Annotated in this window: 19 protein-coding genes; 13 read left to right on the top strand and 6 right to left on the bottom strand. The window is 62.0% G+C overall.

Annotated elements, in window-relative coordinates; translation table 11 throughout:
* Positions 1-893: 893 nt before the first annotated feature.
* The 3 genes from NA619_RS03645 (at position 894) to NA619_RS03635 (ending at position 2,311) form a co-directional block, all read left to right on the top strand.
* Complete coding sequence (locus NA619_RS03645; RefSeq protein WP_255960029.1) at positions 894-1,373, top strand: Lrp/AsnC family transcriptional regulator; 480 nt, start codon at positions 894-896, stop codon at positions 1,371-1,373.
* Between the two features lie 166 nt (positions 1,374-1,539).
* Positions 1,540-1,932: a globin gene (locus NA619_RS03640; RefSeq protein ID WP_255960027.1), complete on the top strand. Its 393-nt coding sequence runs from the start codon at positions 1,540-1,542 to the stop codon at positions 1,930-1,932.
* A gap of 160 nt (positions 1,933-2,092) precedes the next feature.
* Positions 2,093-2,311 (top strand): DUF2788 domain-containing protein, encoded by a 219-nt coding sequence (locus tag NA619_RS03635; RefSeq protein ID WP_255960025.1) that lies wholly within the window; start codon positions 2,093-2,095, stop codon positions 2,309-2,311.
* A 21-nt stretch (positions 2,312-2,332) separates the two neighbouring features.
* Here the strand turns inward: NA619_RS03635 and NA619_RS03630 are convergent, their stop codons facing one another.
* Positions 2,333-2,962, bottom strand: coding sequence for a pseudouridine synthase (locus NA619_RS03630; protein ID WP_255960023.1), 630 nt, complete (start codon positions 2,960-2,962; stop codon positions 2,333-2,335).
* A 443-nt stretch (positions 2,963-3,405) separates the two neighbouring features.
* Here NA619_RS03630 and urtA point away from each other — a divergent pair, with 443 nt between their 5' ends.
* The 5 genes from urtA (at position 3,406) to urtE (ending at position 9,477) form a co-directional block, all read left to right on the top strand.
* On the top strand, positions 3,406-4,674 hold the full coding sequence (urtA, locus tag NA619_RS03625; RefSeq protein WP_255960021.1) for an urea ABC transporter substrate-binding protein: 1,269 nt from the start codon (positions 3,406-3,408) through the stop codon (positions 4,672-4,674).
* A gap of 245 nt (positions 4,675-4,919) precedes the next feature.
* On the top strand, positions 4,920-6,491 hold the full coding sequence (urtB, locus tag NA619_RS03620; RefSeq protein WP_255960019.1) for an urea ABC transporter permease subunit UrtB: 1,572 nt from the start codon (positions 4,920-4,922) through the stop codon (positions 6,489-6,491).
* A gap of 169 nt (positions 6,492-6,660) precedes the next feature.
* Positions 6,661-7,740, top strand: coding sequence for an urea ABC transporter permease subunit UrtC (gene urtC, locus NA619_RS03615; RefSeq protein ID WP_255960017.1), 1,080 nt, complete (start codon positions 6,661-6,663; stop codon positions 7,738-7,740).
* Positions 7,737-8,582: an urea ABC transporter ATP-binding protein UrtD gene (gene urtD / locus NA619_RS03610; protein ID WP_255960015.1), complete on the top strand. Its 846-nt coding sequence runs from the start codon at positions 7,737-7,739 to the stop codon at positions 8,580-8,582. The genes urtC and urtD overlap by 4 nt, the downstream gene beginning before the upstream one ends.
* A 196-nt stretch (positions 8,583-8,778) precedes the next feature.
* A complete protein-coding gene (urtE, locus tag NA619_RS03605; RefSeq protein ID WP_255960014.1) occupies positions 8,779-9,477 on the top strand; it encodes an urea ABC transporter ATP-binding subunit UrtE in 699 nt (232 codons plus the stop codon).
* 226 nt (positions 9,478-9,703) lie between these two features.
* On the opposite strand, the gene NA619_RS03600 is transcribed toward urtE, so the two are convergent.
* From NA619_RS03600 to NA619_RS03580, 5 genes are read right to left on the bottom strand one after another with little or no spacing between them, the layout of a single operon-like run.
* The gene (locus NA619_RS03600; protein WP_255960013.1) at positions 9,704-10,846 is read right to left on the bottom strand and encodes an ABC transporter substrate-binding protein; all 1,143 of its coding nucleotides are present in this window, start codon (positions 10,844-10,846) and stop codon (positions 9,704-9,706) included.
* Positions 10,847-10,870: 24 nt separating this feature from the next.
* Complete coding sequence (locus NA619_RS03595) at positions 10,871-11,578, bottom strand: ABC transporter ATP-binding protein (protein ID WP_255960011.1); 708 nt, start codon at positions 11,576-11,578, stop codon at positions 10,871-10,873.
* Positions 11,565-12,332, bottom strand: coding sequence for an ABC transporter ATP-binding protein (locus NA619_RS03590; protein ID WP_128120742.1), 768 nt, complete (start codon positions 12,330-12,332; stop codon positions 11,565-11,567). Before NA619_RS03590 ends, NA619_RS03595 begins: the two co-directional genes overlap by 14 nt.
* On the bottom strand, positions 12,325-13,353 hold the full coding sequence (locus tag NA619_RS03585) for a branched-chain amino acid ABC transporter permease (RefSeq protein ID WP_255960010.1): 1,029 nt from the start codon (positions 13,351-13,353) through the stop codon (positions 12,325-12,327). The genes NA619_RS03590 and NA619_RS03585 overlap by 8 nt, the downstream gene beginning before the upstream one ends.
* Positions 13,353-14,216 carry a branched-chain amino acid ABC transporter permease gene (locus tag NA619_RS03580; protein ID WP_128120740.1) on the bottom strand — a complete coding sequence of 288 codons (864 nt, stop codon included), beginning with the start codon at positions 14,214-14,216 and terminating at the stop codon, positions 13,353-13,355. The genes NA619_RS03585 and NA619_RS03580 overlap by 1 nt, the downstream gene beginning before the upstream one ends.
* 635 nt (positions 14,217-14,851) lie before the next feature.
* Between NA619_RS03580 and NA619_RS03575 the strand changes: the two genes are divergently transcribed.
* The 5 genes from NA619_RS03575 to ureC all read left to right on the top strand — a co-directional run bounded on the left by NA619_RS03575 (position 14,852) and on the right by ureC (position 19,077).
* Positions 14,852-15,685 carry an urease accessory protein UreD gene (locus NA619_RS03575; RefSeq protein WP_255960007.1) on the top strand — a complete coding sequence of 278 codons (834 nt, stop codon included), beginning with the start codon at positions 14,852-14,854 and terminating at the stop codon, positions 15,683-15,685.
* A 137-nt stretch (positions 15,686-15,822) separates the two neighbouring features.
* Positions 15,823-16,125 carry an urease subunit gamma gene (gene ureA, locus NA619_RS03570; RefSeq protein WP_222909541.1) on the top strand — a complete coding sequence of 101 codons (303 nt, stop codon included), beginning with the start codon at positions 15,823-15,825 and terminating at the stop codon, positions 16,123-16,125.
* 68 nt (positions 16,126-16,193) lie between these two features.
* The gene (locus tag NA619_RS03565) at positions 16,194-16,703 is read left to right on the top strand and encodes a GNAT family N-acetyltransferase (protein ID WP_255960005.1); all 510 of its coding nucleotides are present in this window, start codon (positions 16,194-16,196) and stop codon (positions 16,701-16,703) included.
* A complete protein-coding gene (locus tag NA619_RS03560) occupies positions 16,700-17,005 on the top strand; it encodes an urease subunit beta (RefSeq protein ID WP_255960003.1) in 306 nt (101 codons plus the stop codon). Before NA619_RS03565 ends, NA619_RS03560 begins: the two co-directional genes overlap by 4 nt.
* Before the next feature lie 371 nt (positions 17,006-17,376).
* Positions 17,377-19,077 carry an urease subunit alpha gene (gene ureC / locus NA619_RS03555; RefSeq protein WP_255960000.1) on the top strand — a complete coding sequence of 567 codons (1,701 nt, stop codon included), beginning with the start codon at positions 17,377-17,379 and terminating at the stop codon, positions 19,075-19,077.
* The last annotated feature ends 409 nt before the right edge of the window (positions 19,078-19,486 follow it).

The following is a 19,486-nucleotide window of genomic DNA, read 5'->3' as shown; positions in this document are numbered from 1 at the left end:
GCCCGCTCGCTTGGTTTCGCCCTGCTGGGCGAGTCACTTTTTCTTGAGTGGCCAAGAAAAAGTAACCAAAAAGAAGGCCACCCCTGCATCCGGGTTTTGCTTCGCAAAACTTCCCTCCCTCCGGTGCTGCTCCGGGGGGCGTCGCGAAGGGACATCCATGTCCCATCACTCCTCACTCGGCATCCATGCCTCGCGTCCCCCTGCGCAGCACCTACGCTCGGCCTTCTGAAGGGGAATCGAATCCGAGTTGTCTGAATGTTTTTGAACAGCGAAAAAACGCTTTGTTTATCCCTGACAAACGAACTACCAGACGCCTCCGAACGCCCCTTTCAGCAGGCCGAATGGAATCCGCGCGGAGGGGAGCGAGCGGCATGGATGCCGCGAGAGGCGTAAAGGGCCAGGGATGGCCCTTGTACGCCGGCCCCGTAGCGGGGATGGAATGAGGGAAGTCGAGCGCAGCGAGACCCGGATGCAGGGGCAAGACTTTTTGCTTACTTTTTTGGCGTTTGAAAAAAGTGAGGCGCCCAGCAGGGCGAAACCAAGCTATCAAACCGCTCGGAAGCGAGCTCATCTAGGGCCCCCGTTTCAAACGCCAAAACGAAAAAGACCACGCCTGGGCGTGGTCTTTTCGATTCGTTGGGCCGATGGTAACGGCTTCTTCTCTCGACACCTCGTGAGCATCGGGGGCCCGGACCGTCGACCTTGATAAGGTGTTCGGAGATCACGGCGGGGATCGCGTGCCGTGTCATTTCTGCCGGGGGCTGAAGTTGAATAAAGCTTACGCCCGCCGCACCGGCAGAAGTTTGCGAAGATTGCTCATCTATCGCCTACTTGCGCAATCAATGCGCGTCATAACATGATTCACCGCAATCATCTGACTCGAGCCACTAATAATGAGCAAACTAGACCGTTACGACCTGCGCATCCTTCATGAGCTTCAGCATGACGCGCGGATTTCAAATCAGGAGTTGGCCGAACGCATCGGCCTATCACCCTCGCCCTGTTCCCGCCGCGTCAAACAGCTTGAGGACGACGGTTATATAGCGCGCCAAGTTGCGCTGCTGGACCGCAAGAAGCTCGGCCTGACACTGACTGCCTATGTGCTCATCGGCATGGACCGACACACACCGGAGCGCTTCGAGCATTTCGAAGGGGTGATTGGCAAATGCCCGGAAGTGCTCGAATGCAGCCTGGTCACGGGAATGGACGCCGACTACCAACTCAAGGTAGTGGTACCGGACATGGAGCACTACCAAGCCTTCCTACTCGGCACCCTGACCCGCATCGAAGGCGTCTCCAGCGTTCGTTCCAGCTTCGTGCTGCGCCAGGTGTCGTCAAGCACCGAGCTGCCCCTCGAGCACTTGCGAGGCTGAGACGGGACGCACAGTTTAAGCCACACAACGAGAAGGGTTACTGCCTATAATCCGCGCCGTTCTGTCCCGCTCGGTCGGCGGATAATCATCCGAGCGGACCCGGACAACCGCTGTGCCTGTTCAGGCACGTCAGAGCTCCAGCCATCGATGCGCAAGGGAACTGCCCATGAAAGACACCAACCGCGTCATGCAGAGCTACGGCCGCTGCTGCGCCAGCGCCGACTTCTTCGACGACTTCTACGCATGCTTTCTCGCCAGCTCACCGGCGGTGCGGGAGAAGTTCGTCAAAACCGATATGGCGGCACAGAAGCATCTGTTGCGCGCCGGCATCCTCAATCTGGTGCTGTTTGCCCGCGGCATGCCCGACACCAAGCTTCAGGCGCTGGGCAAGAGCCATTCCCGTGCCCATCTCGACATCCGCCCCGAACTCTATGACCTCTGGATTGCAGCGCTGCTGAAGACCATCGGCCAGCACGATGCCCAACTGGAAAAGGAAGACCTGCAGGCCTGGCGTGTGGTGCTGAACAAGGGCATCGGCGTGATCAAGTCGCACTATTGAGTAGTGCCCCCGGGTTTAGAACAGAGCCTCTTGTTCGAACCCATGGAGCGCCGCGCCGTCCAATCTCCTGAGCAGCTGTACACCCTCTACGGGCGTATACTGCGCCGCTCGCGCCCGGCCTGCCCCGAGCGCATTCGTCGATGTCAGTCAGGAGAAATGCGTGGATCCGGAAGTATTTGAGAAGTGGATGATGATCGTCCTGGTCGGCGGGCTGATGGCCTTCATGGCATTCATCATCTGGGACCTGGCCAAGAAATCGAAGGCCGGGAGGATGGGCACAGCGGTCCTCTTCCTGGGTCTGGGTCTGTGCTTGTTTGCCTTCCTCGCCAAACCCATCATTGGCTATATCATCGAGGTCACCCAGGGCATTCCGCACTGATCGCACTACCCGGCTGGCGCCTCACAAGCGCGCCGGCACTTCCCGCCACTCCCCTGGCTGCAAGCCGTCAAGCGACCAGGGGCCAATTCGGACCCGCACCAGCCGCAACGTAGGCAGCCCCACCGCCGCGGTCATCCGCCGGACCTGCCGATTGCGCCCCTCACGTATCACCAGTTCCAGCCAACTGGTCGGCACGCTCTTGCGAAAACGCACCGGCGGGGTGCGCGGCCAAAGCTGAGGCTCATCCAGCTGCTGCGCTTCGGCGGGCAGGGTCATGCCGTCGTTCAGTTCGACGCCATCACGCAAGCGCTGCAGTTGTTCGGCACTGACCTCACCTTCCACCTGCACCCAGTACGTCTTTGCCAGCTTGTGCTTCGGGTCTGCGATGCGTGCTTGCAGCTGACCATCGTTGGTCAGCAGCAGCAACCCCTCGCTGTCACGGTCCAGGCGCCCGGCCGGATACACGCCAGGCACCGGTACGAAGTCTTTCAGGGTTGCCCGGCCATCGGCGTCGTTGAACTGGGTGAGCACGTCGAACGGCTTGTTCAACACCAGCAAACGCGGTTCGGCAGGCGGCGCCTTGGCGACCCGACGGGGCTGTGTTCGACCCAAAGCGGGGCGCGGTTGGCGATGAGGTGAGTTGCGCGGCATGACGTGGCCTTCGTAAACAAGCCGGACATGCTAGGGAAGGCATCTGCGACCGGCAAGCGCCGGTGCCTTTCCCGTTCGCGGATGACCGCAATCGCGCGGCAATGGCATCTAAGGCTCAACGCACGCCAAGCGTGGCCTGCAGTGTTGCCAGGTCTGCGTGCTACGTAGGATGGCGTTGAGCGAAGCGATACCCATCAACTGACACACGCTATGCGTAATCTCAAAGCGCACCACCGAGGTGCGTTGCGTGCCCTGCCGCCAGACAACGCGCCCCGTTATCGGACAACAGATGCTTCCCGCCCTGTAAAAGCGCATTTACCTAACGGCCGCAAAGCACCGACGCAGAAGGCTTCCGCCGAATTGGCACGGATGCTGCGATAGCGCTCCCTGTCCCCATGGACCAACCCCACAGTTGCGCATGGACAGCCAAGGAGCCGCCCACAATGAAACGCCGTCCCCTACTGAAGTCCACCCTCGCCGCCAGTGCCCTGATGCTCAGCGGTCTGTTCCCGTTCACGCTGCAGGCTGCCGAGACCATCAAGGTCGGCATCCTGCATTCGCTCTCCGGCACCATGGCCATTTCGGAAACCTCGCTGAAAGACATGGCGCTGATGACCATCGACGAGATCAACGCCAAGGGCGGCGTTCTCGGCAAGCAGCTTGAGCCGGTGGTGGTCGACCCTGCTTCAAACTGGCCGCTGTTCGCTGAAAAGGGCCGCCAGCTGCTGACCCAGGACAAGGTTGCGGTGACCTTTGGTTGCTGGACCTCCGTTTCGCGCAAATCCGTACTGCCGGTCTATGAAGAACTCGACGGCCTCCTGTTCTACCCCGTGCAGTACGAAGGTGAAGAGCTGTCGCCCAACGTCTTCTACACCGGCGCCGCGCCAAACCAGCAGGCCATCCCCGCCGTTGAATACCTGATGAGCGAAGACGGCGGCAGCGCCGAACGCTTCTTCCTGCTCGGAACCGACTACGTTTACCCGCGCACCACCAACAAGATCCTGCGCGCCTTCCTGATCAGCAAGGGCGTGCCGGAATCCAGCATCGAAGAGGTCTACACGCCGTTCGGCCACAGCGATTACCAGACCATCGTCGCCAACATCAAGAAGTTCTCCGCCGGCGGCAAAACCGCAGTGGTGTCGACCATCAACGGCGACTCCAACGTGCCCTTCTACAAGGAACTGGCCAACCAGGGCCTGGACGCTACCGACGTACCGGTCGTGGCCTTCTCGGTGGGCGAAGAAGAACTGCGCGGCATCGACACCAAGCCGCTCGTTGGCCACCTGGCCGCCTGGAACTACTTCCAGTCGGTGGAGAACCCGGTCAACGAACAGTTCGTCAGCAAGTGGAAGGCCTACGCCAAAGCCCAGAACCTGCCGGGCGCCGACAAGGCGGTAACCAACGACCCGATGGAAGCGACCTACGTCGGCATCAACATGTGGGCGCAGGCAGTCGAGAAAGCTGGCACCACGGATGTAGGCAAGGTCCGCGACGCCCTCGCCGGCCAGACCTTCGAAGCGCCGAGCGGCTACACCCTGACCATGGACGAAAAGAACCACCACCTGCACAAGCCGGTGATGATCGGCGAAGTCCAGGACGACGGTCAGTTCTCGGTGGTATGGGAAACCGAAAGCCCGGTCCGCGCGCAGCCGTGGAGCCCGTATATCCCCGGTAACGACAAGAAGCCGGATCACGCGGTGAAGTCGAACTGATCGAAGCGTCAATCGCATCGCCTCCGTAGGGTGGGCCTTAGCCCACCAGTGAATTCACTGGTGGGCTGAAGCGGAACGCCGCCCGCCCCTACGAGACGGTAACGGTGGATGGATGAAGCGCCTTCCACCCTACAACCGCTCCACTCATAGGTTGGATCGGGACGCGGAGTCGACGCTTTTTCATCCACCTGTCGACCATCACAAGCTCCACCAAGAGAGCTACGGGGTCCCTCGGGAACAAACGAATGAACACTGCCCTGTACCGAATTTTCCTGTTGCTCCTGCTGGCCCTGCCCTGGGCGGCGCACGCCGGAGACGCGACCGACTACGCCAAAGCGAGCCCGGCAAAACAAGCCAAGCTGCTGGAAGGCTGGGCCAATGCGCCAGCCCCTGAGCGGCTGGAACTGATCGAAGCCCTGCGCGCCAACCGCGTGGCAGTCGACAAGAACAAGACGCCCTTTATCGAGGAGAATGGCGACTACCGTGCCCTCGAAGGCGAAGCCGAACCCGTTGGCACGCCAAAGAAGCTGCGCCTGAACAACCGCCTGCGTGGCCTGCTCAATACTGCGCTAGCTACCCATCAACTGTTTTCCGAAGACCCATCCCAGCGCCTGAGCGCCGCCAAACGCCTGCAGCGAAGCGGAAAGCCGGAACAATTGCCGCTGCTCGAGCAGCGCCTGAAAGCCGAAGAAGATCCGGCCGTTAGCGAAGCTCTGACACTGACGCTCGCCAACCTGCAACTGAGCGCCGAAGATCCAGCCGTGCGTCTGGCCGCGGTGCGCCTGCTCGGCGAAACCGGTGCGCCACTGGCGCGGGTGCGGCTGGAGAACCTGCTGGCCGATGAAGCGGAAACCGATACCGCCGTGCGCAAGGCCGCCGAGACCAGCCTGGCTCAGGTCAAGCGCAAGCTGCTGATTGGTGAACTGCTCGGCCAGGCCTTCAGCGGCCTGTCGCTGGGCTCGATCCTGTTGCTCGCCGCGCTGGGCCTCGCCATTACCTTCGGGCTGCTCGGCGTGATCAACATGGCCCACGGCGAAATGCTGATGCTCGGTGCCTATTCCACCTACATGGTGCAAGTGCTGATGGCGCGTCTCGCCCCTGAAGCGCTGGCGTTCTATCCGCTGGTGGCACTGCCGGTAGCTTTCTTCGTCACCGCCGCAGTCGGCATGGCGCTGGAACGCACGGTGATCCGCCACCTCTACGGCCGTCCGCTGGAAACCCTGCTAGCCACATGGGGCATCAGCCTGATCCTGATTCAACTGGTACGCGTGCTGTTCGGCGCGCAGAACGTTGAGGTCGCCAACCCCGACTGGCTGTCCGGCGGGTTGCAGGTGCTGCCGAACCTGGTGCTGCCCTACAACCGTATGGTGATCATCGGCTTCGCACTGTTCGTGGTGCTCTTGACCTGGCTGCTACTGAACAAGACCCGCCTCGGCCTGAACGTGCGTGCCGTAACGCAGAACCGTAACATGGCCGCCTGCTGCGGCGTGCCCACAGGGCGCATCGACATGATGGCCTTCGGGCTCGGCTCCGGTATCGCCGGGCTGGGCGGCGTAGCCTTGAGTCAGATCGGCAACGTCGGCCCCGACCTCGGTCAAGGCTACATCATCGATTCCTTCCTGGTCGTGGTGCTGGGCGGGGTCGGCCAACTGGCCGGCAGCATCTTCGCCGCGTTCGGCCTTGGCATCGCCAACAAAATTCTCGAACCGCAGATCGGCGCCGTGCTGGGCAAAATCCTCATCCTCGCGCTGATCATCCTGTTCATTCAGAAGCGTCCGCAGGGGTTGTTCGCGCTGAAAGGGAGGGTGATCGATTGAATAGCTACCTTTCCTCCTTCGCAGGAACGATGAGGGGCGCCCAGTTCTCGCTAGTGATCAACGCCCCAGCCCACAACCGCGCAGGATCGCCAGCAAGCTGGCTCCTACAAAAGGCAGCAAGCGCAGGAATCGGCGCATACGCCACCAACCATCGTCAGGACGGCCTCGTATGAATCAGCCCCTTACCCTAACGGCTGCGCAGAAGGCTGGACCGAAAGTCACCGCCGTTGCCCTCGGCGTGGTGCTCGCAATCCTGCTGGCCATGCCGCTGCTGCATCTGCTTCCCGCTGACAATGCCTTTCACGTTTCGGCCTACACCCTGACGCTGGTCGGCAAGATACTCTGCTATGCCATCGTCGCCCTGGCGCTGGATCTGGTCTGGGGCTATGCGGGCCTGCTGTCGCTCGGCCACGGCCTGTTCTTCGCCCTCGGCGGTTATGCCATGGGTATGTATCTGATGCGTGAAACCGCTGGCGACGGTCTGCCAGCGTTCATGAGCTTTCTCGCATGGACCGAGCTGCCCTGGTATTGGTACGGCACCTCCAGCTTCCTCTGGGCGATGTGCCTGGTGGTGCTGGCGCCTGGGTTGCTGGCCTTCGTGTTCGGCTTCTTCGCCTTCCGTTCGCGGATCAAGGGCGTGTACTTCTCGATCATGACCCAGGCGCTGACGTTCGCCGGCATGCTGTTGTTCTTTCGTAACGAAACCGGCTTTGGTGGCAACAACGGGTTCACCGACTTCAAGACCATCCTCGGCTTCTCGATCTCGGCTCCGGCCACCCGCGCCACGCTGTTCCTGGCCACCGTCGCGCTGCTCGTTGGCAGCCTGTTCCTGGGCTGGAAGCTTGCGCGCAGTAAGTTCGGTCGCGTGCTGACCGCGCTGCGCGATGCGGAAAACCGCCTGATGTTCTGCGGCTACGATCCGCGCGGCTACAAGCTGTTTATCTGGACCCTGTCCGCCGTGCTCTGCGGCCTGGCCGGGGCGCTCTACGTGCCGCAGGTCGGCATCATCAACCCCAGCGAAATGGCCCCGACGCAATCCATCGAAGCCGCCGTCTGGGTCGCCCTGGGCGGTCGCGGCACGCTGATCGGCCCGCTGCTCGGCGCCGGCATCGTCAACGGCATGAAGAGCTGGTTCACCGTGGCCTTCCCTGAATATTGGCTGTTCGCCCTCGGCGCGCTGTTCATCATCGTCACCCTGTACCTGCCAAAAGGCGTCATCGGATTGCTGCGCCGGAGGGGCGAACAATGAAAACCGCACCCGTACCCGAACTGATCGATCCGGTGGACGCCAGCGGCAGCGGCCGCGACGCCATTGGCCTCGGCCGAGCGAAGAGCGCCGGGCTCGATGCCCGCCACGGCACCATCCTCAGCCTCGAAGACATCAACGTCAGCTTCGACGGTTTCAAGGCGCTGACCAACCTAAGCCTGTACATCGGCGTGGGCGAGTTGCGCTGCATCATCGGCCCCAACGGCGCCGGCAAGACCACCATGATGGACGTCATCACCGGCAAGACCCGTCCCGACAGCGGCACGGCCTTCTTTGGCGACACCCTCGACCTGACACGTATGAGCGAATTCGAGATTGCGCAATCCGGCATCGGCCGCAAGTTCCAAAAGCCGACGGTTTTCGAAGCGCTTTCCGTATTCGAAAACCTGGAGCTGGCGCAGAAGACCGACAAGTCGGTGTGGGCCAGCCTCAAAGCCAAGCTCAACGGCGAGCAGCGTGACCGCATCGATGAAGTCCTGACCACTATTCGCCTGGACACCTCACGCAATCGCCCGGCAGGGCTGCTGTCCCACGGGCAGAAGCAGTTTCTCGAGATCGGCATGCTGTTGATGCAGGACCCGCAACTGCTGCTGCTCGACGAGCCCGTGGCCGGTATGACGGACGCCGAAACCGAGTTCACCGCCGAGCTGTTCAAGAGCCTGGCACGCAAGCACTCGCTGATGGTGGTCGAGCACGACATGGGCTTCGTTGACACCATCGCCGACCACGTCACCGTGCTGCACCAGGGCCAGGTCCTGGCCGAGGGCTCGTTGCAAGCCGTGCAGAACGATGAGCGAGTGATCGAGGTTTATCTCGGACGGTGATTGATTCGAAGGGTGGGCGGCGCCCTTCTCATCACCCATGACATCCCATGGTGGATGGGTGAAGCGTCATCCACCCTACGCCCGCCGAACGTAGGGCGGTAAACGGAGAAGCCGGTCGCCGGCGTCCGCATCATCGCAAGCTAATCGTAGGGTGGATAACGCCAGAGGCTTATCCACCAAAGTGAAGGAGTCGCACATGCTGCAAGTCCAACAACTGCATCAGTACTACGGCGGCAGCCATATCCTCCGCGGTCTGTCGTTCGATGCAAAAATCGGCGAAGTGACCTGCCTGCTCGGGCGCAACGGCGTCGGCAAGACCACTTTGCTCAAATGCCTGATGGGCCTGATTCCGGCCAAGGAAGGCGCGGTGAATTGGGAGGGGAAGCCGATTACCGGCTTCAAACCGCACCAGCGTGTGCACGCCGGCATCGCCTATGTGCCCCAGGGGCGCGAGATTTTCGGGCGCCTCACTGTGGAAGAGAATCTGCTGATGGGCCTGTCGCGGTTCAGCGCGAAAGAGGCCAAGGAAGTGCCCGAGTTCATCTACGAGCTGTTCCCGGTGCTAAAGGAAATGAAGCACCGCCGCGGCGGCGACCTGTCTGGCGGTCAGCAGCAACAGCTCGCCATCGGCCGCGCGCTCGCCAGCAAGCCACGATTACTGATCCTCGATGAGCCCACCGAAGGCATCCAGCCCTCAGTGATCAAGGAAATCGGCGTCGTGATCAAGAAACTCGCAGCCCGCGGAGACATGGCGATCCTGCTGGTCGAGCAGTTCTACGACTTCGCCGCCGAGCTGGCCGACCAGTATCTGGTCATGAGCCGCGGCGAGATCATCCAGCAAGGTCGCGGCGAGACCATGGAAACCGAAGGGGTACGTGGGCTGGTGGCGATCTAAGCGGTTAACAAGCGGTTAACAAGCGGATTGGTTGCCAAGGGAAGCGCGCTAGGCAAGTTCTGGTAGGAGCCAGCTTGCTGGCGATCAGAGCGGTCGCTGCTGGATGCGTTCGCACAGCTTCGCGAGACAAGCTCTCCTACAAACTGGACGCCACTTGTTCAGGGGGCTCGGTCGCAATGAACCTTGCAGCTCGGGCAGCGTGTTGCTGCCGAGCGGCGTGAACGGATTACTCCCCGATCTCCTTGCGGACGATCTTGCCGTCCTCCACCACCGCCATCGTCGTCGGGGTGATGAAGCCGCCATCGTCCGTAATGCCGTCGATCGAGTAGAGGTTGTACTTGGGGTCCATTGCGCTGATCGCCTCGGCCATCTTGGCGCGGACCTGCTGCGGTTCGGTGCTGCCAGCCAGCTCCATGGCCTTGGCCATCGCGTGGAACGCCAGGTAGTTGTAGGCCGCTTCGGAGCCCGGCACCTTGCCGTGTGCCTGCTTGTAACGCTCGACAAACGCCTTGGCCGCCTCACCCTCGTATTCGGACAGCGGCACCACGCCAATCGCGCCCTCAAGCAGGTCGAAGCCGCCAGTGACGGCGGCGATCTCGTCCAGTTTGGCCTGATCCATCACGATGAAACCGCCGGGAAAGCCCAGCTGCCTTGCTTGCTGCATGACCAGCCCAGTCGGCTCAGAAGCGCCGCCAACGAACATCACATCCGGATTGGAAGCGATCACGCGGCTGACGCCGGTATAGAAGTCGGTCGACTTGTTGTAATCCATGGGATTGCTTTCGACGATCTCTCCGCCTTTCTCCTCCCAGGCCTTGGTCATCATGTCGGTCCAGATCTTGGCGTACTCGTGGGTCGCACCGGCGATGCCGAGCTTCTTGCCGTAATGCTTGAGTGCGTAGTCGGAAAAGGCATCGACGTAGCCGGTGAATTCCGGCGGGATGCGCACGGTCAGCGGATTGCCCTGCTCGGTCACCGACGGCACGCTGGTGTAAGCCATGATCAGGAAATCATCGGCGACGTTGAAGTCCTGCAGGGCGAACACGCCACCGGTATGCGGGACGAAGACTGCAGCGGCCTTCGACTCCTTCACCAACCGCTTGGCGTTGGTCGCCGCCTGGCTCGGTGAATATTTGTCGTCGAGGCTGATGAGATTCACCTTGTAGGTCTCGTCGCCGATCTTGAGCCCGCCCGCCTTGTTGGCATCCTCGACCGCCATGCGCAGGCCGGACAGGGTGTTCTCCCCGTAGAGCGCGGCGCCACCGCTGAGTGGGCCGGTGAAACCGATATTGAGCGTCTGCTCCGCAAACACCTGTGAAGAAGTAAAGGCGGCGGCGATTGCCAGTCCAAGCGCTTTGAGCGTTCTCATTGTTATCTCCTGGGTCATGACTGTTCAGGCGCCGATATAGGCTTTGCGCACGGCTTCGTTACCCAGCATGGCCTGCTGGTCACCTTCCATCACCAGGCTGCCGCCTTCGATGACATAGGCCCGGTGAGCGATCTTCAAAGCGGCAAAGGCATTTTGTTCGGCCAGCAACACGCTGGTGCCGGATTTGTTGATGCGCGAAATCACTTCGAACATCTGGTTGACCACCAAAGGCGCCAGCCCCAGCGAGGGCTCATCGAGCATCAGCAGCCGTGGGCGGCTCATCAGCGCTCGGCCAATCGCTACCATCTGCTGCTGGCCACCGCTCAGCGAGCCGGCCGACTGGTTGCGTTTGTCGTGCAGGATGGGAAACAGATCGAGTACTTCCTTCAGGTTGCGCTTGTTGCCCTCGCTGTCGCGGCGATGCAGATAGGCGCCAAGGGCGAGGTTCTGCGCAACCGACATCTGCGGGAACAGCTTGCGACCCTCCGGGCAGTGCACCACGCCAGCGGCAACCAGGCCGGACGGCCTGAGCCCGTCGATGCGCTTACCCTCCAGCGTGATGGTGCCGGCAGTGGGCTTGAGCAGCCCGCTAATGGTGTTGAACAAGGTTGTTTTACCGGCACCGTTAGCACCGAGCAGTACCACCAGTTCGCCGGCGCCAACCGTCATCGAGACTTGGTTCAGCGCTTTGAAACTGCCGTAGCAGACATCGACCCGATCAAGCTGCAGCATCGTAGTCACTCCCCAGGTAGGCTTCGATGACGGCCGGGTTCGCCTTGATCTCGGCGGGTGTGCCCTCGGCGATCTTCTCGCCGTAGTTGAGCACCATGATCTTGTCCGCCAGACCCATGATCATGTCCATCTTGTGTTCGATCAGGCACACGGTCAGGCCGTGCTCGGGCATCTTGCGGATCAGCTGCGCCAGCCCTTCAGTTTCCTCTGGATTGACACCCGCAGCCGGCTCGTCGAGCAGCACCAGCTTCGGCTCGGTGGCCAACGCCAGGGCAAAGGCGACGCGCTTGCGTTCTTCCTGGGAGATATCCAGCACTACGCGATTTTCCAGATGCGCAAGGCCGACGAAATCCAGCGCAGCGCGGGCCTTCTCGCGGCACTCGCGCTCTTCCTGCTGCAGGCGTTTGGAGTTGATCAGCACGTCCCACAGGCCGGAACGGGTGCGCAGACGATGCCCCACGATGAGGTTGTCGAGGACGGTTGCTTGCTCGAACAGATGCGTGGTCTGGAACGTACGACCGACGCCGAGCCGGGCCACACGGTCGCAACGCATCCGCGAAACATCGTGGCCGTCGATCAAGATGCGCCCGGAGCTGGGCTTGTGGACACCCGAGATAAGGTTGAAGAAGGTGCTCTTGCCGGCACCGTTGGGGCCGATGATGGCGTTGATCTTGCGCGCTTCGAACTCGACGCTGACGTCGTGTACCGCCGCCAGGCCGCCGAACATACGGGTCAGGTTTTCGACCTTAAGCATTGTTGTTCACCTCGCTGCCTGGGCTGACCTTGGTGGCGGCACGTGGGTCCTTCGCCCGCGCTGCCGCGGTGTCCTTGCGCAGCTTCCAACCGAGAAAGGTGCCGATCACGCCGCGGGGCATGAAGATCACCAGCACCACGATCAGCGGACCGAAGATGATCATTCGGTAGTCTGCAAGGACCTGCATCGACTGGGTGATCCAGACGATTCCCACGGTTCCGGCCAGCGGCCCGAACAGGGTGCCGAAGCCACCCACCAGCAGATAGGTGATCATGTCGAAGGTGTGGTTGGGGTTGGCCTCCTCCGGGCCGATGAAGCGAATCATCGAGGCGTAAAGCCCACCGGCGACACCGGCATAGGTGGTCGACAGGACGAACGCCAGCAACTTGTTGCGCATCAGGTCGATGCCCAGCGACTGGGCCAGCGCATCGCCGTTGCGGATCGCCATAAAGGTCCGACCCAACAGCGAAGAAGCAAGGCGCCCGGCGAACCAGATCGCCAGTACCAGAAACAGCAGCGCCAGATAGTAGAAGGGCACTGTCTGGCTGAAATCCACCAGCCCGAAGCCATCTGGCGCTGCGATGCCGCGAATGCCAATGGCGCCGTGGGTCAGCTCTTCCCACTTGTCGATCAGTAGGTAAATGATGAAGCCCACACAGAGCGTGAAGATGGCGAAGAAGTGCTCCCTCAGGCGCAGCGAGACGATGCCGACCAACGCACCCACCGCTGCCGAGACCAGTGCCGCGGCCACGAAAGCCGGCCAGAAATTCCAGCCATGGTCAGCCGTGAGAATCGCCAATGTGTAGGCGCCGATGGCGAAGAAGCCGCCGTGGGCCAGGTTCAGCTGGCCGCAGTAGCCGGTGATGATGTTCAGGCCGTAGACCGCTATGGCCCAGATGAAAGCACTGGCCATCACGTAGACCTGATACTCGCTCTTGGCGAACAGCGGGAAGGCCAGGGCCAATGCCAGCAGCACCAGCTTGGCGCCGCGGCCGGTCAGTAAGGACGCGAAACGATGCATCAGTGAGCCCCCTTGGCGAACAGCCCGGTCGGGCGGAAGGACAGGATCACCACCAGCAACGAGAAGGCGATGATGTCCTTGTAGTCGGACGAGAGGTAGAAGCCGCCGAAGCTCTCCGCGAAGCCGAGGATCATGGCGCCGATGATCGCCCCCGGAATACTGCCCATGCCGCCGAGCACGATGATGACGAAGGCCTTCATGATCACAAGATGCCCCATCGCCGGGTACACCAGGTTGATCGGTGCGTAGAGTGTCGCGGCAAAGGCGGCGAGCATGCCGGAGATAGCGAAGGTCAGCATCGCCACGCGGTTAGCGTCGATGCCGACGAGAAACGCACCTTCGCGGCTCTGCGCCATGGCGATGATGGTCGAACCCAGCATCGTCTTGCGCAGGAACAAATGCAGCGCAAACATCAGGGTAAAGGCGCCAACGATGATTAGCAGGCGCTGCTCAGGGATGATCAGCCCGTCGAAATTGAGGATGCCGGCATAAGGCGAGGCCATGCGGCGGAAGTCCGAGCCCCAGAGCATCTGCACCACCGCTTCGAGAAACAGCAGGATGCCGATCGCCGCGATCTTGTCGTGAATTGGCGGCGCATTGCGCAGCGGGTGAAAGACCAACCGTTCCGACAGCACCGCCAGCACCGCCACCACAACCCCGGAGGCCAGCATGGCGATCCAGTAATGCAGGCCGAGGTCGGTCATGAAGAAATACGACGCGAACGCGCCGACCATGTAGAGCGCGCCGTGGGCGAAGTTGGGGATGTGCAGGATGCCGTAGACGAGCGTCAGGCCGAGAGCAACCAGACCGTAGATGCTGCCCAGGGTCAGGCCGTTGAGCACTTGCTGGAACAATAGATTCAATGCGGCGTCTCCGTGGATCTTGTTGTTATGTGTGCCACCGAGCGATAGCCGATGCCGAAAGACAAGCCGGTCGAACGCGCGACCGCCGCCGGACGCATCGGAACTTCGCCTGACTGACATTGGCACTCGCTGGCAACCTCGTCAAACAGCCAGCTCGGAAGAGATAAAGGGCCATAAAGCAGCGTGATGCTGGCTGCTCGACATCCCAGCTTGCTTGGATGCAGCCTTCTTAGCTGAGCGAGGAGAACGGGAGACGTCTGCGAATCGCACGCCGGTGTAGGCACGTTCGCCGCGGGGCGCGCCTCCTACAACTGTTGAAGCGTTGTGTGGTGGTTTGGATTTGTGGGAGGCCCGACCTCGGGGCGAAGCTTGTTGAAGCCGGCAGACCTGCACCTGCGTTCGCCGCGGGGCGCGCCACCTACAACGGGACGCTGGCGGGTCGCGCACCAATAAAGGGCGCAAATCGCCTCATGCCAAGCATGCGCACCGCAACAGGGCATAGATAACCGTTCGTCCCGCTCGCCAAACACCGCATAGCCGCCAGTCCCAGCCTGGACGCGTCGCGAGCGCACCGCGGTGGCGCGAGAGGCACGACAATTGCTCGATCATCCATCAAACCTCTAATCGAACGGCTTATGACTGCGCTGACGCCACTGTTCACCCCACGTTGGAATGCCGAGCTTGAACTGGGTTACGCCCGCTTCGACGACTCGACACGCCCGGTGTTACGGCGTCACAGCGGGCCCCTGAGGGTTCAAAAACACCTGTATCCGGAGGGCTCCGAGGTCTGTCAGCACATCATTGTGCATCCACCGGGCGGCATCGCCGGTGGTGATCGATTGGATATAGCCGCTACCGTTGGGCAGAACGCCTGGGCCCAGCTAACCAGCCCCGGAGCGGCGAAGTGGTACCGCGCCAGCAGCGCCGCGTTCCAGACATTGACGCTACGTGTCGAAGCAGGCGCTACGCTTGAATGGCTGCCACAGGAGACCATCGTCTACTCCGCAGCGCAGGCCGAGCTGAGCACGTCCATCGACCTGCAAGGCGATGCCCGTCTGTTCTACTGGGACATCGTCGCGCTCGGTCGACCGGCCAGTGGCGAGCGCTTCGACGCCGGTTATTTCCAGGCGCAGCTGGACATCCGCCGTGACGGGGAACTGCTCTGGCATGAACGGCAACGCGTGGTCGGTGGAGACGGCCTGCTGGACTCGCCGATCGGTCTTGACGGCCAGCCGGTGTTCGCCACCCTGATCGTCAGCGGTGAGATCGATCCCGGACTGCTGGAGCGGTGCCGCGAATCGCCGAGCCAGGTACGCGGCGATCTGACCCAGCTGCCCGGTCTGCTGATCGGGCGTTGCCTGGCGAGCGAAGCATTGCACGCACGGGCCTGGCTGATCGACATGTGGCGGCTGCTGCGCCCGGAATTGCTGGGCCGCCAGGCGGTGCCGCCGAGGATCTGGAGTACCTGAACAACGGTGGGTGAGGCTCTGCCGTTACCCACCTGCACTGGCGCTCCGTAGAGGCGCGCCAGCCTGAATTAGCTGGGTGGTTTCGACCACCGGCCGGTGGATGTAAAAGCGACATCCACCCTACGACTGGAGCTGTTATGGATCTGTCACCGAGAGAGAAAGACAAGCTGCTTATCTTCACCGCCGGGCTGGTAGCCGAGCGACGCCTGGCGCGCGGCGTCAAGCTGAACTACCCCGAGGCGATGGCCTTTATCTCCGCGGCATTGCTCGAGGGTGCCCGCGACGGCAGGACTGTTGCCGAGCTGATGCACTTCGGCACCACCCTGCTGACCCGCGAGCAGGTGATGGAAGGCGTACCCGAGATGATTCCGGAAATCCAGGTCGAGGCGACCTTCCCCGACGGCACCAAGCTGGTCACCGTGCATCAACCAATCCCCTGAAACGCAGGTCCATGTCTATTGCGGCAGCGTCCGCTTCGACCCCGAACCGTTTTTTGAAGGATTCAACCGTGCAGATACGTGACGCCCTGGACGCCGACCTCGAAGGCATCCTGCAGATCTACAACGATGCGGTGCAGAACAGCACGGCGATCTGGAACGACCGCCTCGTCGACATCGACAACCGCCGCGCCTGGCTGGCCGAGCGCCACGAGCAGGGCTATCCCGTTCTGGTCGCCATCGATGACGAGCAAAAGGTAGCCGGCTACGCCTCCTTCGGCCCCTGGCGCCCCCACGACGGTTTTCGCCATACCGTCGAAAATTCAGTCTATGTGAGCCCTGACCATCGCGGCAGCGGCATCGGCCGCAGCCTCATGCAGGTGCTGATCGAGCGCGCCCGCCAGCTGGAAAAGCACGTGATGATCGCCGCCATCGAGAGCGAGAACCGCGCCTCGATTCATATGCACCAGCAACTGGGCTTCATGCACGCCGCGCAGATGCGCCAGGTGGGCTGCAAGTTCGGCCGCTGGCTGGACCTGACCATGATGCAACTGACGTTAGATAGGAGGTCCGAGCCATGATCCCCGGCGAATACCAGATCCAGGATGGCGACATCGAGCTCAACGCTGGCCGCCGTACTGTGCAGCTCACCGTTGCCAACAGTGGCGACCGGCCGATTCAAGTCGGCTCGCACTACCACTTCTTCGAAACCAACGATGCTCTCGCCTTCGACCGCGCCACCGCGCGCGGCATGCGCCTGAACATTCCAGCGGGTACAGCCGTGCGCTTCGAGCCCGGCCAGAGTCGCGACGTGGAGCTGGTCGATCTGGCCGGGGACCGCCGGGTGTTCGGCTTCGCCGGACGGGTGATGGGCGAGCTGTAGGGCGAATCGGACGATCAAGCCTTCAACAAGCGGGCGAATAAATTCGCCCCTACAGGGCAGGTGCACCCCACAAACTCGTAGCGTCAACGCAGCACCGTAGAGGCGAATTATTCGCCAAAAGACCACAGCAGCGCGCAAGACGCGCAGAGCAACGCAGCACCGTAGGGGCGAATTTATTCACCCAAAAAGCCACAGCAGCACGCACGACGCGCAAGGCCAACGCAACATCGTAGGGGCGAATTTATTCGCCCGAAAGGCCACAGCAGCACGCACGACGCGCAAGGCCAACGCAGCACCGTAAGGGCGAATTCATTCGCCCCTGAACGAACCACCGGCGGCCTACGTCCGCGCCCAGGCATCAAGGAACAGTCATGAAGATATCCCGCCAAGCCTACGCCGACATGTTCGGCCCCACCGTCGGCGACAAGGTGCGCCTGGCTGATACCGAGCTGTGGATTGAGGTCGAAAAGGACTTCACCACCTATGGCGAGGAAGTGAAGTTCGGCGGCGGCAAGGTCATCCGCGACGGCATGGGCCAGGGCCAGCTGTGCGCCGCTGATGTAGTCGACACGCTAATCACCAATGCGCTGATCCTCGACCACTGGGGCATCGTTAAGGCTGACGTAGGGCTTAAAGACGGCCGCATCGCCGCCATCGGCAAAGCCGGCAATCCGGACATCCAGCCGGACGTGACCATCGCCATCGGTGCGGCGACCGAAGTCATCGCCGGCGAAGGCATGATCCTCACGGCGGGCGGCATAGACTCGCACATCCACTTCATCTGCCCGCAGCAGATCGAAGAAGCCTTGATGAGCGGGGTGACCACCATGATCGGCGGCGGCACGGGTCCGGCCACCGGCACCAACGCCACCACCGTGACGCCCGGCCCCTGGCACATGGCAATGATGCTCAAGGCCGCCGATGCCTTCCCGATGAACATTGGCTTTACCGGCAAGGGCAACGCCTCGCTGCCCGAACCCTTGATCGAGCAGGTCAAGGCCGGCGCCATTGGTTTGAAGCTGCACGAAGACTGGGGTACCACCCCGGCCGCCATCGACAATTGCCTGAACGTGGCGGACCAGTACGACGTGCAGGTGGCGATCCATACCGACACGCTCAACGAATCCGGCTTCGTCGAGACAACGCTGGGCGCCTTCAAGGGCCGCACGATCCACACCTATCACACCGAAGGCGCCGGCGGCGGCCATGCGCCGGACATCATCAAGGCCTGCGGTTTGCCGAACGTGCTGCCGAGCTCGACCAACCCGACCCGGCCATTCACCCGCAACACCATCGATGAGCATCTGGACATGCTCATGGTCTGCCACCATCTCGACCCGAGCATCGCCGAGGACGTGGCTTTTGCCGAGAGCCGGATTCGCCGCGAAACCATCGCTGCCGAAGACATCCTTCACGACCTGGGTGCGTTCTCGATGATCAGCTCCGACAGCCAGGCCATGGGCCGCGTCGGCGAAGTGATCACCCGGACCTGGCAGACCGCCGACAAGATGAAAAAGCAGCGCGGCGCCCTGCCCGGAGATGGCGCCGGCAATGACAACTTCCGCGCCAAGCGCTACATCGCCAAGTACACCATCAACCCGGCGATCACCCACGGCGTCAGCCACGAGGTGGGCTCGATCGAAGTTGGCAAGTGGGCGGATCTGGTGCTCTGGCGCCCGGCGTTCTTTGGCGTCAAGCCGACGCTGATCCTCAAGGGAGGCGCCATTGCCGCCAGCCTGATGGGCGACGCCAACGCCTCCATCCCGACGCCGCAACCGGTGCACTACCGGCCGATGTTCGCCAGTTACGGCGGCTCGCTGCATGCCTCAAGCTTTACCTTTATCAGCCAGGCCGCGTTCGACGCTGGCGTGCCCGAGCAGCTAGAGCTGAAGAAGAAGATCGGTGTGGTGAAGGGCTGCCGCCAGGTGCAGAAGAAAGACCTGATCCACAACGACTACACACCGGACATCCAGGTCGACCCGCAGAACTATCAGGTATGTGCCGACGGCCAGCTGCTCTGGTGCGAACCGGCCGAGGTGCTGCCGATGGCGCAGCGGTACTTCCTATTCTGATCAGATAGCCAGGCGCGAATCTTGAATAGCGAGGGGCGGCAGCGAAGAGCAGTAATCCCCGGCCGCCCCAGCCACCCCACCCCCGTAGGAGCCAGGGGGACGCCCAGTCCTTGCTGGCGATTCTTTTGACGCCCCCTGATCGCGAGCAAGCTCACTCCTACAAGAACAGCATCACACTGCGACTGACCGCAGAGATCGGTGAGCGCTTTCGGTTTACCGCCACAGCCACACCCCTCGTATGAGCCGGCTTGCTGGCGATCAGTGTTCTGCTGTCGCGAAGCCGCGTCAGCACCGATCGCGAGCAAGCTCGCTCCTACGAAAAGCGCTGTGCTCGGTTCGCGGTGATCGCCGCGGAATCTGTAGGAGCCAGGGGGACGCCCAGTCCTTGCTGGCGATCCTCTTGACCCAC

It is taken from the genome of Stutzerimonas stutzeri, from assembly GCF_024448895.1.
GTDB classification, from domain to species: Bacteria; Pseudomonadota; Gammaproteobacteria; order Pseudomonadales; family Pseudomonadaceae; genus Stutzerimonas; species Stutzerimonas stutzeri_Q.
The sequence above is the reverse complement of the archived record's forward strand: the minus strand, read 5'-3'. Positions and strand labels throughout refer to the sequence as shown.

Bases quoted from the DNA above. Each gene is read 5' to 3' on its own strand.
- NA619_RS03630 (WP_255960023.1), bottom strand. From the start codon at position 2,962: ATGCCGCGCAACTCACCTCATCGCCAACCGCGCCCCGCTTTGGGTCGA.
- urtB (WP_255960019.1), top strand. From the start codon at position 4,920: ATGAACACTGCCCTGTACCGAATTTTCCTGTTGCTCCTGCTGGCCCTG.
- NA619_RS03575 (WP_255960007.1), top strand. From the start codon at position 14,852: ATGACTGCGCTGACGCCACTGTTCACCCCACGTTGGAATGCCGAGCTT.
- NA619_RS03560 (WP_255960003.1), top strand. From the start codon at position 16,700: ATGATCCCCGGCGAATACCAGATCCAGGATGGCGACATCGAGCTCAAC.
- NA619_RS03585 (WP_255960010.1), bottom strand. From the start codon at position 13,353: ATGCATCGTTTCGCGTCCTTACTGACCGGCCGCGGCGCCAAGCTGGTG.
- urtD (WP_255960015.1), top strand. From the start codon at position 7,737: ATGAAAACCGCACCCGTACCCGAACTGATCGATCCGGTGGACGCCAGC.
- urtA (WP_255960021.1), top strand. From the start codon at position 3,406: ATGAAACGCCGTCCCCTACTGAAGTCCACCCTCGCCGCCAGTGCCCTG.
- NA619_RS03640 (WP_255960027.1), top strand. From the start codon at position 1,540: ATGAAAGACACCAACCGCGTCATGCAGAGCTACGGCCGCTGCTGCGCC.
- urtC (WP_255960017.1), top strand. From the start codon at position 6,661: ATGAATCAGCCCCTTACCCTAACGGCTGCGCAGAAGGCTGGACCGAAA.
- urtE (WP_255960014.1), top strand. From the start codon at position 8,779: ATGCTGCAAGTCCAACAACTGCATCAGTACTACGGCGGCAGCCATATC.
- NA619_RS03645 (WP_255960029.1), top strand. From the start codon at position 894: ATGAGCAAACTAGACCGTTACGACCTGCGCATCCTTCATGAGCTTCAG.
- NA619_RS03600 (WP_255960013.1), bottom strand. From the start codon at position 10,846: ATGAGAACGCTCAAAGCGCTTGGACTGGCAATCGCCGCCGCCTTTACT.
- ureC (WP_255960000.1), top strand. From the start codon at position 17,377: ATGAAGATATCCCGCCAAGCCTACGCCGACATGTTCGGCCCCACCGTC.
- NA619_RS03590 (WP_128120742.1), bottom strand. From the start codon at position 12,332: ATGCTTAAGGTCGAAAACCTGACCCGTATGTTCGGCGGCCTGGCGGCG.
- ureA (WP_222909541.1), top strand. From the start codon at position 15,823: ATGGATCTGTCACCGAGAGAGAAAGACAAGCTGCTTATCTTCACCGCC.
- NA619_RS03595 (WP_255960011.1), bottom strand. From the start codon at position 11,578: ATGCTGCAGCTTGATCGGGTCGATGTCTGCTACGGCAGTTTCAAAGCG.